14 protein-coding genes and 1 pseudogene are annotated in these 12,869 nt (G+C 70.1%); 14 read left to right on the top strand and 1 reads right to left on the bottom strand.

The annotated features are described in order from the left end of the window. The first annotated feature begins 43 nt into the window (after positions 1–43). Complete coding sequence (locus L2U69_RS10355; protein WP_236106730.1) at positions 44–991, top strand: cation diffusion facilitator family transporter; 948 nt, start codon at positions 44–46, stop codon at positions 989–991. Positions 992–1,045: 54 nt separating this feature from the next. Next, a complete protein-coding gene (locus L2U69_RS10360) occupies positions 1,046–1,792 on the top strand; it encodes an SDR family NAD(P)-dependent oxidoreductase (RefSeq protein WP_236106731.1) in 747 nt (248 codons plus the stop codon). Positions 1,793–2,023: 231 nt separating this feature from the next. Here the strand turns inward: L2U69_RS10360 and cobT are convergent, their stop codons facing one another. Next, the gene (gene cobT, locus L2U69_RS10365; RefSeq protein WP_236106732.1) at positions 2,024–3,046 is read right to left on the bottom strand and encodes a nicotinate-nucleotide--dimethylbenzimidazole phosphoribosyltransferase; all 1,023 of its coding nucleotides are present in this window, start codon (positions 3,044–3,046) and stop codon (positions 2,024–2,026) included. A gap of 72 nt (positions 3,047–3,118) precedes the next feature. On the opposite strand from cobT, the gene L2U69_RS10370 reads away from it, so the two are divergent. From L2U69_RS10370 to L2U69_RS10425, 12 genes and pseudogenes are all read left to right on the top strand, one after another. Then, complete coding sequence (locus L2U69_RS10370) at positions 3,119–3,928, top strand: adenosylcobinamide-GDP ribazoletransferase (protein WP_236106733.1); 810 nt, start codon at positions 3,119–3,121, stop codon at positions 3,926–3,928. Positions 3,929–3,935: 7 nt separating this feature from the next. Next, the gene (locus L2U69_RS10375; protein ID WP_236106734.1) at positions 3,936–4,565 is read left to right on the top strand and encodes a prepilin peptidase; all 630 of its coding nucleotides are present in this window, start codon (positions 3,936–3,938) and stop codon (positions 4,563–4,565) included. A gap of 24 nt (positions 4,566–4,589) precedes the next feature. After that, positions 4,590–5,495, top strand: coding sequence for an MBL fold metallo-hydrolase (locus tag L2U69_RS10380; protein WP_236106735.1), 906 nt, complete (start codon positions 4,590–4,592; stop codon positions 5,493–5,495). A gap of 18 nt (positions 5,496–5,513) precedes the next feature. After that, positions 5,514–7,262 (top strand): patatin-like phospholipase family protein, encoded by a 1,749-nt coding sequence (locus tag L2U69_RS10385; RefSeq protein ID WP_236106736.1) that lies wholly within the window; start codon positions 5,514–5,516, stop codon positions 7,260–7,262. A 32-nt stretch (positions 7,263–7,294) separates the two neighbouring features. Further along, the gene (ygfZ, locus tag L2U69_RS10390; RefSeq protein WP_236106737.1) at positions 7,295–8,221 is read left to right on the top strand and encodes a CAF17-like 4Fe-4S cluster assembly/insertion protein YgfZ; all 927 of its coding nucleotides are present in this window, start codon (positions 7,295–7,297) and stop codon (positions 8,219–8,221) included. Next, on the top strand, positions 8,218–8,811 hold the full coding sequence (locus tag L2U69_RS10395) for a DNA-3-methyladenine glycosylase I (RefSeq protein WP_329605390.1): 594 nt from the start codon (positions 8,218–8,220) through the stop codon (positions 8,809–8,811). The genes ygfZ and L2U69_RS10395 overlap by 4 nt, the downstream gene beginning before the upstream one ends. A gap of 33 nt (positions 8,812–8,844) precedes the next feature. Then, the gene (locus L2U69_RS10400) at positions 8,845–9,324 is read left to right on the top strand and encodes a GNAT family N-acetyltransferase (RefSeq protein WP_236106738.1); all 480 of its coding nucleotides are present in this window, start codon (positions 8,845–8,847) and stop codon (positions 9,322–9,324) included. A 46-nt stretch (positions 9,325–9,370) separates the two neighbouring features. After that, on the top strand, positions 9,371–9,814 hold the full coding sequence (locus tag L2U69_RS10405; protein WP_236106739.1) for a PaaI family thioesterase: 444 nt from the start codon (positions 9,371–9,373) through the stop codon (positions 9,812–9,814). An 81-nt stretch (positions 9,815–9,895) separates the two neighbouring features. Then, the gene (ada, locus tag L2U69_RS10410; protein ID WP_236106740.1) at positions 9,896–10,981 is read left to right on the top strand and encodes a bifunctional DNA-binding transcriptional regulator/O6-methylguanine-DNA methyltransferase Ada; all 1,086 of its coding nucleotides are present in this window, start codon (positions 9,896–9,898) and stop codon (positions 10,979–10,981) included. A gap of 232 nt (positions 10,982–11,213) precedes the next feature. Further along, entirely contained in the window at positions 11,214–11,330 is a 117-nt protein-coding gene (locus L2U69_RS10415; protein ID WP_236106741.1) for an aa3-type cytochrome c oxidase subunit IV, read from the top strand. Between the two features lie 80 nt (positions 11,331–11,410). Then, positions 11,411–12,547 carry a Re/Si-specific NAD(P)(+) transhydrogenase subunit alpha gene (locus L2U69_RS10420; protein ID WP_236106742.1) on the top strand — a complete coding sequence of 379 codons (1,137 nt, stop codon included), beginning with the start codon at positions 11,411–11,413 and terminating at the stop codon, positions 12,545–12,547. Positions 12,548–12,590: 43 nt separating this feature from the next. Beyond that, positions 12,591–12,860 (top strand): annotated as a pseudogene (locus tag L2U69_RS10425) (proton-translocating transhydrogenase family protein); the annotation flags it as partial. Positions 12,861–12,869: the final 9 nt, after the last annotated feature.

Raw genomic sequence — 12,869 nt, forward strand, 5'->3', positions numbered from 1 at the left:
CCGCCGCGCTTGAGGCGGCGCGGCGGATGGGTGATCATCGGGCATGAGCGGAAATCACACCATGACGGCCGGCGCGATGGCCGATGTCGCCGACGCCGCCCGGTCCATGCGCCGGGCGACCATGGTTTCGGTCGGCGTCGCCGTGGTGCTCATCGTCATCAAGACCGTCGCCTATGCCCTGTCGGGTTCGGTCGCCATCATGTCCAGCCTGGTCGATTCGGCGCTCGATGCGGCGGCATCGCTGGCGACGCTCTATGCCGTCCATCAGGCGACCACGCCGGCCGACCGCGAGCACCGCTTCGGCCACGGCAAGGCGGAGGCGCTGGCCGGCCTCCTTCAATCCGCCATCGTCACCGGCTCCGGCGTCTTCCTGCTGTTCAAGGCGATCGACCGCATCGTGACGCCCGAGACGGTGGATCACGGCGCGCTCGGCATCGTGGTGATGGTGGTCTCCATCGTGCTCACCCTCGGCCTCGTCACCTATCAGCAGCGGGTGGCGGCGCGCACCGGCTCCATCGCCGTGGCGGGCGACCGGCTGCACTACCTGGGCGATCTCCTGTCCAATGCCGGGGTCATCCTGGCCCTGGTGCTGGCCGGCGAATTCGGTTTCCTGCGGGCGGACGGCATCATCGCGCTCGCCATCGCGGGCGTTCTGTTGCATGGCGCCTGGGGCATCGGGCGCGGTGCCCTCGACATGCTGATGGACCGCGAACTGCCGGACGAGGAGCGGGCGCATATCATCGCCATCGTGAAAGGCCACGACCGCGTGCTGGCCTTCCACGACCTGCGCACGCGGCGTTCCGGCCTTTCGACCTTCATCCAGCTCCATCTCGTGCTCGATGCCGACATGGCGCTGCGCGAGGCCCATGAGGTCGCGGAGGCAGTGGAACGATCGCTGATCGAAGCCTATCCGGGGGCGGAGGTCATCATTCACGAAGACCCCGAGGGCGTCGATGAGCACGACGGCCATGCGGAGCGCATCGGCGTCTGATATGGTCGCGCCGAAGCCCCCGCGTTCCCCGGGGCACAGACGAAGCCCAGGCCCATGCCCGTGATCGAAAACGACCGCCGTACCCTGATTCTGACCGGTGCCAGCCGGGGGATCGGCCACGCCACCGTGAAGCGCTTCTCCTCCGCCGGCTGGCGGGTGATCACCCTGTCGCGCCAGCCCTTTCCCGAGAATTGCCCCTGGGCGGCCGGGCCGGAGGATCACGTCCAGATCGATCTCGCCGATATCGACGCCATGCCCCATGTGATCGAGGAGATGCGCAGCCGCCTGATCGACGGAAGGCTCGACGCCCTGGTCAACAACGCCGGCATCTCGCCCAAGGGCGCGGGCGGCAGCCGGCTCGGCACCATCGCCACGGACTACGAGACCTGGGACCAGGTGTTCCGAGTGAATTTCTTCGCCCCCGTCCTGCTGGCGCGCGGCCTGATGCAGGAACTCCAGGCCGCCCAGGGCGCGATCGTCAACGTGACCTCCATCGCCGGCTCCCGGGTCCATCCCTTCGCCGGTTCCGCCTATGCGACGTCCAAGGCGGCGCTGGCCGCCCTGACCCGCGAAATGGCGGCGGACTTCGGGCCCCTGGGCGTTCGCGTCAACGCCATCTCGCCGGGCGAGATCGAAACCGCGATTCTCTCGCCGGGCACGGAAAAACTGGTCGAGCAGATCCCGCTGCGGCGTCTCGGCTCCACCGCCGAAGTGGCCAAGGCGATCTATTTCCTCTGCACCGAACAATCCTCCTACGTCACCGGCGCCGAACTCCACATCAACGGCGGCCAGCACGTCTGAGGGGGCGAAAGCGCCTTCTCGTCGCAAGATCCCGGCCTTCGCCGGGATGACGCTTGGGGGCGCCTCACCAATGTCTCGTCGCCCCGGCGAAGGCCGGGGCCTTCATCCGGAGAGGGCGGTGCTTCGCCCCTCACCCGACCCTCTCCCCTGAGGGGCGAGGGCTTGGAGCGGGCTCGGACCGGACTCCCTCGCCCCGCTTGCGGGGAGAGGGTGGGGGTGAGGGGTGGAGCCTCAGGCTTTGCCGTCGACGCCGGCTTCGGTGAAGCTCGCCATTTCGCCGTGGGTGCGGGCGGCGGCGCGGAGGAGGCTGGCGGCGACGGCGGCGCCCGAAGCCTCGCCAAGACGCATGCCGAGGTCGAGAAGGGGCAGGAGGCCGAGGCGGTCGAGCAGGCGGCGGTGCGCCGGCTCGGCGGAGCAATGGCCGGCAATGGCATGGTCCAGGCCGCCATCGCGGAGCAGTGCCAGGGGGGCGACGGCGGCCGTCGCGACATAACCGTCGAGGATCACGGGCACGCGGGCGTGGCGCGCGGCGATGCAGGCGCCCAGCATGGCGGCCAATTCGCGTCCGCCGAGCCGCCGGGCGAGGTCGAGGGGATCGTCGCTCTCCGTGCGGTGGAAGGCGGCGGCGCCGGCGACGGCGGCGATCTTGGTGGCGAGCACGGCGCCCGAGGCACCGGTACCGGGGCCTACCCATTCCTCCGCCGTGCCGCCGAAGAGACCGGCCGCGAGCGCCGCCGCCACCGTCGTATTGCCGATGCCCATCTCGCCGAGGCAGATGAGGTCGAGGCCCGGTTCGACCGTGGCGAAGCCGGCGGCGACGGCGGCGATGAATTCATCTTCGGACAGGGCAGGGGCGCTACGGAAATCGGCCGTCGGGCGGTCGAGGTCGAGGGGCGTCACCACCAGATCGGCACCGATGGCGCGGGCGAGCGCATTGATGGCGGCGCCACCGTTGTCGAAATTCGCCACCATCTGCGCCGTCACGCTGGCCGGATAGGGCGAGACCCCGGCGCCGGCGATGCCGTGGTTGCCGGCGAAGACCGCGATCCGAATCGATTCGGCGCCCGGCCGTGCCCGGCCCTGCCAGCGCGCCAGATGGATCGCCAGATCCTCCAGCCGGCCGAGGGCACCGGGCGGCTTGGTCAGAACGGCGTCGCGGGCGGCGGCGGCACTGGCCGCGATTTCGTCGCCTTCGGGCATGGCCTGGATCAGCCGGCGGAGGCCGGCGAGATCGACGGGCGGTTTGATCGTCATGGCTAAAGCTGGCACGTTCTTGCAAAAGGGCCCCATGCTGTACCCCTTCGGGGCCGAGACAAGAAGCGACAAATGCACGCCGACCAGCCCGCGCCGCCCACGCCACTCGATGAATTCAAATTCGTGCTCGGCCTGTTCACCCGCCTGCCGGTGGGCAGGCCGCGCGAGATACCGGCCGCCCGTCTCGGCCGCACGGTCTGGTGCTTTCCCCTGGTCGGTGCCCTCGTGGGCGGGCTCGCCGCCCTCGGCGCCCTGATCGGGGCGGGCTTCGGGCTCGGCCCGTGGTCGGTGGCGATCGTCGCCATCGCCGTCGAACTGCTGGTCACCGGCGCCCTGCACGAGGATGGCTTCGCCGATGTCGCCGACAGTTTCGGCGGCCGTGACCGCGAGACGCGGCTTGCCATCATGCGCGACAGCCGGATCGGGGCCTTCGGCGCCGTCGCCTTGTGGCTGCTGCTGTCGGCGCGGCTCGTGCTGCTCGCCGGCCTTGCGGGGGCGGGTATCGGGGCGGGGGCGAGTATCGGGGCGGGGGCGGGCATCTGGACCCTGGTCTTCGCCCTGATCGGCGCCAATGCGGCGGCGCGCATCGCTTTGCTGATCCCCCTCGTACTGCTGCCGCCGGCCCGCGCCGACGGCCTCGGCGCCGGGCTGGGCGAGCCGCCGCGCGAGGCCGGCGGGGCGGCCCTGGTCTATGGCATCGGTATCGGCGTGGTCTGTTTCGGCTGGGGCGTCTTCGCCGTCGCGGTCGCGGTTCTGTTCGCCGGTGTGGTCATGGCCATGGTCGGGCGCCAGAACCTCGGCGGGCAGACCGGCGATCTCCTCGGGGCGACGGCGGCGCTGAGCCTGCCGCTGGTCCTGCTCGCCGTGGGCGGAAATGGCTGAGGGGGGCATGGATATGGCCGTGGCGGCGCCGGCCGCCGGCGTCGTGCTCGGTCTGCTGGCGGGGCATGTCGCGCTCAGGGTGAACCGGCTGCTGGCGGCCCATCGCGCATTGGCCGTGCCCGGCCTCGGCTGGCTGTGGTGGGGGCTGTCCGGGCTCTATGGCGGCCTCGCGCTCTGGCGCTTCGGGATCTCGCCCCACGGCGCCCTGCTCGCGGTGCTCGGCGCCATCGCCTTTGCCACCGCCGCCTTCGATTTCGCCCATCGCCGCATCCCGAACGACTGGTCGCTGGCGGTCGCCGCGCTCGGCCTTCTCGATGCGGCGCTTTCGGGGCGCGTGGTCGAGGCGCTGGCGGCGGGGATCGGCGGGGCGGCACTGCTCTGGGCCTTCGGGCGGCTTTACGGCATGATCCGGGGGCGGGATGGGCTCGGCCTCGGCGACGTGAAACTGGTTGTCGGGCTCGGCTTCTGGCTCGGGCCGATCGCGCTGATCTGGTGCTTCATGGCGGCCAGTCTGGTCACCGCGATCCTCGGGGCGGCGGCCCTCGTGATGCGGCGCCTGTCCGACGATCCGCCCTTCGGGCCCGGCCTGCTGGCGGCCGCGCTCGCGCTCGCGATCGCCGGCCCGCCGCCCTATTGATGAAAGAAGAGGGAAGGAACCGTCATGGCCGTCCAGATCCCCTATCGCCGCGACATGGCGTTCGAATACGGCCGCTTGGAGCCGGTGGCCCCCGGGCTTCGCCGCATCGTCGCGCAAAATCCGTCCGCCTTCACCTTCCATGGCACCGGGACCTATGTGGTGGGGGAGGGACGGGTGGCGGTGATCGACCCCGGCCCCGACGATCCCGCCCATATCGACGCCCTGCTGGCGGGCCTGGGTGGGGAACGGGTCAGCCATATCCTGGTCACCCACACCCATCACGATCATTCGCCGGGCGCCGCCCCCCTTCGCCAGGCAACGGGGGCGCCCACCTTCGGCTTCGGCCCCCATGGCGCCGGCAGGCCCGAGGCGGCGGGCCAGCAGGCGGTGGAGGGCGGCGACCTCGACTTCGTGCCCGACCGCCGGCTGGTCGATGGCGACGTGGTCGCCGGCCCCGGCTGGACCATCGAGGCGGTGCACACCCCCGGTCACACTTCCAACCACCTGTGCTTTTCCTGGCGCGAGCCCAAGGTGTTGTTCACCGGCGATCACGTCATGGGTTGGTCGACCAGTGTCATCACCCCGCCCGACGGCGACATGGGCGATTACATGGAAAGCCTGCGCCGCCTGCTTTCGCGTGACGAGGAAACCTATTGGCCGACCCACGGCCCCGCCATCATCGACCCGCGCACCCATGTCGAAGCCTTCATCGCCCATCGCGGCGAGCGCGAGGCCCAGCTTCTCGGCCAATTGGCGGCAGGACCGGCGACGATCATGGACATGGTGCCCACGATCTATGCCGGGGTCGATCCCGCGCTCTATCCGGCGGCGGCGCGCTCCAGCTTCGCCCATCTGCTGCATCTGCACGACCAGGGCAGGGTGCGGGCCGAACCGGGGCCCGGCCTCGACGCCCGCTGGTCCCTGGCCTGAAACCCCCGGCCCGAGACCGTGGACACGACCGCCGGGGCGCCCTGCCTGATCGACGGTATCGCCCTCTTCGCCGATCTCGATGCCGATGCAAGGCGGGACGTGGTCGATCACGCCGCCTGGTACAGCCTGCCGGGCGGCAGCCTGCTGTTCGCCCAGGGCGAGCCGGGCGACGCGCTCTACGTCCTGCTGCGCGGCAGTATCGCGGTCATGCGCGAGGCCCCGGACGGGGCGCGCCGGCGCATCGCCCGGGTCCGCGCCGGCGAAGTGGTGGGCGAAATGGCGCTGGTCAGCGGGCGCCCGCGTTCCGCCCATGCGGTGGCGGAACGCGACTGCGAGGTGCTGCGCCTCGACCGCCTGGCCTTCGAGCAATTGGTCACCCGCCATCCCAAATCCATGCTGCGCCTGACCCGGCAGATCGTCGCCCGGCTGGAGTTGCTGCACGAACATCCGGCCGGCGCGCCGCCCGATGGACCGCATTCGATCGTGCTGCTGCCGCTGGGCGGCGTGCGTGACTGCACGGGGCTTAGGCGCGACCTCGCCCGGGCGCTCCGCCTCTACGGCAAGGTCGCGGAGATCACCGAGGCGGAGGGCGCCGGCCATCAGACCGACTGGTTCCACGACATCGAGAGCGCCCATGATTTCGTGCTCTATCAGGCCGACGAAAGCGCCGGACCATGGAGCCTGCTGTGCCTGCGCCAGGCCGACCGCTGTCTGATCGTCGCCGGCGCCGACGATCCCGAACCGCGCCGCCGCCACCCGCTGGAAGATGTCGCCCATGAACGCGGCGTCGCCCTCGAACTCGTCCTTCTGCACCCGCCCGACCGGCTTCAGCCCGACGGCAGCGCCGCCTTCCTGGGCGGGCGGCCGCTCGCCCTGCATCATCATGTGCGCTCGGGCGTCTGGGGCGATGCCGCGCGTCTCGCCCGCCAGATGGCGGGCAAGGCGATCGGCCTCGTGCTGTCGGGCGGCGGCGCCAGGGGCTTCGCCCATCTCGGCGTGTTGCGGGCACTCGCCGAGGCGGGGATCGCCATCGACATGGTGGGCGGCAGTTCCATGGGCGCGATCGTCGGCGTCGGCGCGGCGCTTCATTGGGACGCCCATGACGCCGAGGCCCGGTTTCGCCGGGCCTTCGTCGACAGCGATCCGATGCGCGACTTCACACTGCCCCTGGTCGCGCTCACCGCCGGCCGGCGGGTCACCCGGCGCCTGCGCGAAGCCTTCGGCGAGCGCCGGATCGAGGATCTGTGGCTGCCCTTCTTCTGCACCTCGACCAATCTGACCCGGGGCACGCTGGCGGTGCATCGCCGGGGCCCGCTGTGGCGCTGGCTGCGCGCCGGTGTCGCCATTCCCGGCGTCATGCCGCCCTGGGTGAACCCCGACGGCGAGATCTTCGCGGACGGCGGCGTCTTGGACAATCTGCCGGTCGGGCCCATGCGCGAGATGGGCCGGGGCCCGGTGATCGCGGTCGACGTGGGCGAGGCGGTCGCCTTCTCGGCGCCGGGCGCGCGGCCGGAGGAAACCTGGTTCGAGCGCCTGATCCTGCGCCGGCGCCCGCGCATGCCCGGCATCTTCGAGACTCTGCTGCGGGCCGGCACGGTGAAGACCCCGGCGGAGCGCCTGGCCGACCTCTGCCTGAAGCCGCCGGTCGAGGAGATCGACTTCCTGAACTGGCGCGCCTTCGAGCGCGCGATCGCCATCGGGCGCGACCATGCACGGGCGGAATTGCACCATGCGCCGGCAAGCATAACGGGCGCGCCACGCCCTTGACAGCATGCCCGCCCGGGCCGAACTCTGATGCCATGACGACAGACGATCGACCGGCCGCCACGCGGCTGACCCGCCGGGGCGTGCTCGCGCTCGAAGGCGCCGAAGTGACGGATTTCCTGCAGGGGCTGGTGTCCAACGACACCAAGCTGCTGACCCCCGAACACGCGCTCTTCGCCGCGCTGCTGACGCCCCAGGGCAAGTTCCTGCACGAGCTGATCATGGCCCGCGCGGGCGACAGGGTGCTGATCGACAGCGAGGCGGAGCGCCTGCCCGATCTTCAGCGCCGGCTGACCATGTATCGTCTGCGCGCCAAGATCGACATCGCCCCGGCGGCCGACGCGGCGGTGATCGCCGTCTTCGGGCCCGGCGCGGCGGATGCTTTCGGCCTGGCGGCGACGGCCGGCGCCGCCCGTCCCCTCGACGGCGGTGCCAGCGCCTTCGTCGATCCCCGCGTCGCCGATCTCGGCGTCCGCCTGATCGGGCCGCAAGGGGCGGTCGAGGCGGCGCTGGCCGCCGCCGGCATCACCCCCGACGCGCCGGAGGAGGCTTACGACCGCCTGCGCATCGGTCTCGGCGTGCCCGACGGTTCGCGCGACATCGCCGTCGACCGGGGCTTCCTGCTCGAGAATAATTTCGAGGAACTGCACGGCGTCTCCTTCACCAAGGGCTGCTATGTCGGCCAGGAGCTGACGGCGCGCACCAAGCACCGCGCGACGATCCGCAAGCGGCTCTATCGGGTCGAATTCGATCCCGCGGCCGAGGTGCCGGCGCCCGATACGCCGATTCTGCTGGGCGGGCGCGAGGCGGGGGCGATGCGCAGCGCCGTCGCCGGCGTCGGCCTTGCGGTCATGCGCCTCGAATATATGGATCCGGGGGCCGACGAGGGGCAGGTCTTCGTCGCGGGCGATACGGTCGTCCGGCCCAGCGCGCCGCCCTATCTGGCGGGGCCGGCGTCGTGACTGGCGGCCTGATCCTGCATGAGGACGGCAGGCAACGCTGCCCCTGGTGCGGCACGGCGCCCGATTACATGGCCTATCACGACGAGGAATGGGGCGTGCCCGAACGGGACGGCCGAGCCCTGTTCGAGAAGCTGATGCTGGATGGTTTCCAGGCCGGCCTCGCCTGGATCACGATCCTCAGGAAGCGCGACGGCTTCCGCCGCCGCTTCGAGGGGTTCGAGCCCAAACGCCTCGCCGAATGGGGCGAGGCGGAGGTGGCGGCGGCGCTGGCCGATGCCGGCATCGTGCGCCATCGCGGCAAGATCGAGGCAACCATCGGCAATGCCCGGGGTTATCTGGAGATCGAGGCGCGCGAGGGCGATTTCTCGCGCTTCCTCTGGTCGTTCGTCGGCGGTGCGCCGATCGTGAATGCCTGGGAGACCATCGGCCAGGCCCCGACGGAGAGCGCGGAGGCCAAGGCGATGTCCAAGGCGCTGAAGCAATACGGCTTCCGCTTCGTCGGGCCGACCATCGTCTATGCCTTCATGCAGGCGGTCGGCATGGTCGACGACCATCTGGTCGGCTGTCACGCGAAGCGGGCCACGGCATAGGGACCTGCCGGATACGGCAGGAGGGGGGACAGCATGGCGGAGGATGCCTTACTCCGCGCGAGGACGGTCGAAGCGGGCGATATCTGGGCCTGCGCCGAAATCTTTCTCGACGCGCGGCGGCGCGCCAAGCCGCATGTTCCGGCCGACCGTTTCGCCTTCGAGGACTTCTCGCTGGCGACGGCCGATCTCGATCTGATCGTGGCGGAACGGGGCGGCGACATCGTCGGCTTCGCCGGCTTCGACCCGCCGGCCAACGAGATCGACCTGCTCTTCGTCGCGCCCGCGGCGCAGGGTCGGGGTGTCGGCGCCCTGCTGCTGGCGGAAGCGACGCGGCGCCTGCGCCCCGGCGCCCATCTGCGCTGCGAGGCCAGCAACGGCGCGGTGCGCGCCTTCTATCGCGCCCAGGGCTGGGTGGAACTGGGCGAATCCTGGGGCGAGGTCGAATTCATCCGCCCGAACCCCAGCCTGCTGCCGTTCCGCGCCATCCTCGCCGCGCCGCTTCTGGTGCGCTGAACCTCGCGGCTTGACAGGCGGCGGAGCCCCCGGCCCGAATGCTGCCATGGACACACAGAACGACATCGACGCGGCGGAGGCGATTCCCGAGGGATTTCGCCGTCTGCCCTGGCGCAGCGGCTACGGCCTCGCCGTCGGTCCCCTCTACGAGCGCGCCGAGCCGGACGGCGGCTTCACCCGGGCGTTTCGGGTGGGGACGCATCACCTGAACACCCTGAACAACTGCCACGGAGGCATGCTGATGGGGTTCGCCGACGTCTCCTTCGGCCATGCCATCTCCCACCGCACGGGGCGGAACTGGATCACCGTCCGCCTGGTGCTGGACTTCATCGCGGGCGCGCCCTTCGGCGCCTGGGTCGAAGGGACCGGCAAGGTGGTGGCGGAGGACGGTGCCTTTCGCACCATCCAGGGAAGGCTCTGGACCGGCGATACGCTGATCGCGACCGGCACCGGGATCTTCAAGGTCATCACGCTCCGCGACAAGAATTAGAGCGCAAGAACAGGGCAGCCTGTCGCCCCGCCATCGCCGATGCTGGCCTTGTCGCGAACAGACCCTCGAGAGAAGCCCGCCATGCCGACCGCCCTTTCCATCGCCCCCGCCCTCGACGAAGACGCCTGCTGGGCGCGCCTGACCGGCGAGGCGGCGGCCGGGCCGGACTTCCTCTACGGCGTGGTCACCACCGGCGTGGTGTGCCGGCCCGGTTGCGCCTCGCGCCGGCCGAAGCGCGAGAACACGCGATTCTTCGCCGACCTGGCCTCGGCCGAGGCGGCGGGCTTTCGCCCCTGCAAGCGCTGCCGGCCGGACCAGGCGGCGCCGGCCGCCGCCGCCCGCGCCGGGCAAGCGGTGGAGACCGCCTGCCGCCTGATCCGCGAGACCCTGGAAGCGGGGGAAGCGGCGCCGACCCTGGGGGCACTGGCCGAAGCCGTCCATCTCTCCCCCTTTCATTTCCAGCGCCTGTTCAAGCGCCTGACCGGCATGTCGCCCCGCGATTACGCCGCCGGCTGCAAGCAGGGCCGGCTGGTTGCCGCGCTGGCCAAGGGCGATCAGGTCGCGAGCGCCCTCTATGAAGCCGGCTATGGTGCGGTCTCGGACGCCTATCGCGCCGTGAAGCAGGCGACCGGGACGACCCCGGCCAAGCTCCGCGCAGGCGGTTTCGATCTCTACTGGGGCATCGTGCCCACGGTCTTCGGCCTGACCCTGGTGGCGGCGACCGAACGGGGCATCGCCGCCCTCTTCATGGGCGAGGACGAGGCGCTTCTGGCCGCCGATCTCGCCATGCGCTTCCCGAACGCCCGCCTGATCCGGGACGAAGGCCATATCGAACCCCTGCTGGCGGCGGTGGCGGCGCGGGCGGCGGAGCCGGATGCCGGCGGCGACCTGCCCCTCGACCTGCGCGGCACGGCTTTCGAGATTTCGGTCTGGCAGGCGCTGCGCGCCATTCCGATCGGCGAGACCAGAACCTATGGCGCATTGGCGGCGGCGATCGGCAAGCCCGGCGCGGCACGGGCGGTGGGCCGGGCCTGCGGCGCCAATCCGGTCTCGATCCTGGTCCCCTGTCACCGTGCCGTCGGGGCCGACGGTTCCCTCACCGGCTATCGCTGGGGCACGGCGAGGAAGCGCCGGCTTCTGGAGATGGAGCGCGAGGCGGCATCCTGAGGATCGCTCGCGCGGCCTCGATGTCGCGGCGTCATTCCGCCCCGCAACAAGAATGCTTGTTTGCTCTGGCCCCTTTTGTAATAGTGCGCGCCTGAAAAAGGGGTCTGTCCGGGCCGGTGGCGCCGTCCATCGGCGGGGGCGGACAAACGAGAACATATTTGATCTGCACTCGGCGCCGGATTTTGGGTTGCGCCAAAATCTCGGATCGCTGGGGAACCTCGGGAACCACGCCATGAACATGGACATCACCGAACATCGGAAGACCTACACGCTGTTCATGAGCCTGACCAAATGGGGGATCATCGGGACGATCGCCCTGCTGGTGCTCATGGCGATCTTCCTGCTCTGATGCCGCACGGGCGGGGGACCGGTCGTGTGCGGCCGGCCTCTCCGCCCCTTTCATTTCTTCCGCTCTAATCTGGGGGCCAGATGAGGATTGCCATTCCAAGGGAGCGGCGGCCGAACGAAAAGCGTGTCGCCGCCTCTCCCGAATCCGTCAAGAAACTGATCGCGCTCGGCGCCGAGGTGGTGATCGAGGCCGGTGCCGGTCTCGATTCCGCGGTCACGGACGACGCCTTTTCCGCCGCCGGCGCCAAGATCGCGCCGGATGCGGCCTCGACCATCGCCGACGCCGACGTGGTGTTCCACGTCCAGCGCCCGATGCCCGAGGAACTGGCCTACTACAAGCGCGGTGCCATCCTCATCGCCGGCCTCAACCCCTATGCCGACCGCGACAGCGTGAAGGCCTATGCCGATGCCGGCATCGACGCCTTCGCCATGGAATTCGTGCCGCGCATCACCCGTGCGCAGTCGATGGACATCCTGTCGTCCCAGGCGAACCTCGCGGGTTACCGCGCGGTCATCGACGCGGCCTATGAATATTCCCGCGCCATCCCGATGATGATGACGGCGGCGGGCACCGTCGCCCCCGCGCGCGCCCTGATCATGGGTGTCGGCGTCGCCGGCCTGCAGGCCATCGCGACGGCGAAGCGCCTCGGCGCCATCGTCTCCGCGACCGACGTCCGCCCGGCCACCAAGGAGCAGGTGGAATCGCTTGGCGGTACCTTCGTCGCGGTCATGGACGACGAGTTCAAGAACGCCCAGACCGCCGGCGGCTACGCCAAGGAAATGTCCAAGGAATATCAGGAAAAGCAGGCGGCCCTGATCGCGGACACCATCAAGAAGCAGGACATCGTGATCACCACCGCGCTGATCCCGGGCCGGCCCGCGCCGGTTCTGGTCTCGCCGGAAATGGTCGCCACGATGAAGCCGGGCTCGGTGATCGTCGATCTGGCGGTGGAGCAGGGCGGCAACTGCCCGCTGTCGCGCCCGGGCGAGATCGTCGTGACCGACAATGGCGTGAAGATCATCGGCCACCTGAACGTGCCGAGCCGGACCTGCGTCGATTCCTCGCAGCTCTTCGCCAAGAACCTGCTGAACTTCATCACGCCGCTGGTCTCCAAGGAGACCCGGCAGCTTGCGATCGACTGGGAAGACGAGATCATCAAGGCTTCCATCCTGACCAAGGATGGCGCCGTGGTGCACCCCGCCTTCGCTTCGGCCTGAGGAGAGCTGGACCATGGTCGATGATTTCATTTTCTTCCTCTCCATCTTCGTGCTGGCCGTCTTCGTCGGCTATTACGTCGTCTGGAGCGTGACCCCCGCCCTGCACACGCCGCTGATGGCGGTGACCAACGCGATCTCCTCGGTGATCATCGTCGGCGCCGTGATCGCGATCGCGGTGCCCGGCATTTCCAGTGCCAACTGGTTCTCGAAGATCCTCGGCTTCATCGCCGTGGTCTTCGCGGCGGTGAACATCTTCGGCGGGTTCATGGTGACCAGCCGAATGCTCGCCATGTACAAGAAGAAAGAGAAGTGAGGGGCTGAC

The organism is Zavarzinia marina (genome assembly GCF_021568905.1).
Taxonomy (GTDB): Bacteria; Pseudomonadota; Alphaproteobacteria; order Zavarziniales; family Zavarziniaceae; genus Zavarzinia; species Zavarzinia marina.

What these genes read in the sequence shown, in the direction of transcription:
- L2U69_RS10370 (WP_236106733.1), top strand. Translation starts at nt 3,119, where the DNA reads ATGCACGCCGACCAGCCCGCGCCGCCCACGCCACTCGATGAATTCAAA.
- L2U69_RS10420 (WP_236106742.1), top strand. Translation starts at nt 11,411, where the DNA reads ATGAGGATTGCCATTCCAAGGGAGCGGCGGCCGAACGAAAAGCGTGTC.
- L2U69_RS10400 (WP_236106738.1), top strand. Translation starts at nt 8,845, where the DNA reads ATGGCGGAGGATGCCTTACTCCGCGCGAGGACGGTCGAAGCGGGCGAT.
- L2U69_RS10415 (WP_236106741.1), top strand. Translation starts at nt 11,214, where the DNA reads ATGAACATGGACATCACCGAACATCGGAAGACCTACACGCTGTTCATG.
- L2U69_RS10380 (WP_236106735.1), top strand. Translation starts at nt 4,590, where the DNA reads ATGGCCGTCCAGATCCCCTATCGCCGCGACATGGCGTTCGAATACGGC.
- cobT (WP_236106732.1), bottom strand. Translation starts at nt 3,046, where the DNA reads ATGACGATCAAACCGCCCGTCGATCTCGCCGGCCTCCGCCGGCTGATC.
- ada (WP_236106740.1), top strand. Translation starts at nt 9,896, where the DNA reads ATGCCGACCGCCCTTTCCATCGCCCCCGCCCTCGACGAAGACGCCTGC.
- L2U69_RS10355 (WP_236106730.1), top strand. Translation starts at nt 44, where the DNA reads ATGAGCGGAAATCACACCATGACGGCCGGCGCGATGGCCGATGTCGCC.
- ygfZ (WP_236106737.1), top strand. Translation starts at nt 7,295, where the DNA reads ATGACGACAGACGATCGACCGGCCGCCACGCGGCTGACCCGCCGGGGC.
- L2U69_RS10375 (WP_236106734.1), top strand. Translation starts at nt 3,936, where the DNA reads ATGGATATGGCCGTGGCGGCGCCGGCCGCCGGCGTCGTGCTCGGTCTG.
- L2U69_RS10405 (WP_236106739.1), top strand. Translation starts at nt 9,371, where the DNA reads ATGGACACACAGAACGACATCGACGCGGCGGAGGCGATTCCCGAGGGA.
- L2U69_RS10360 (WP_236106731.1), top strand. Translation starts at nt 1,046, where the DNA reads ATGCCCGTGATCGAAAACGACCGCCGTACCCTGATTCTGACCGGTGCC.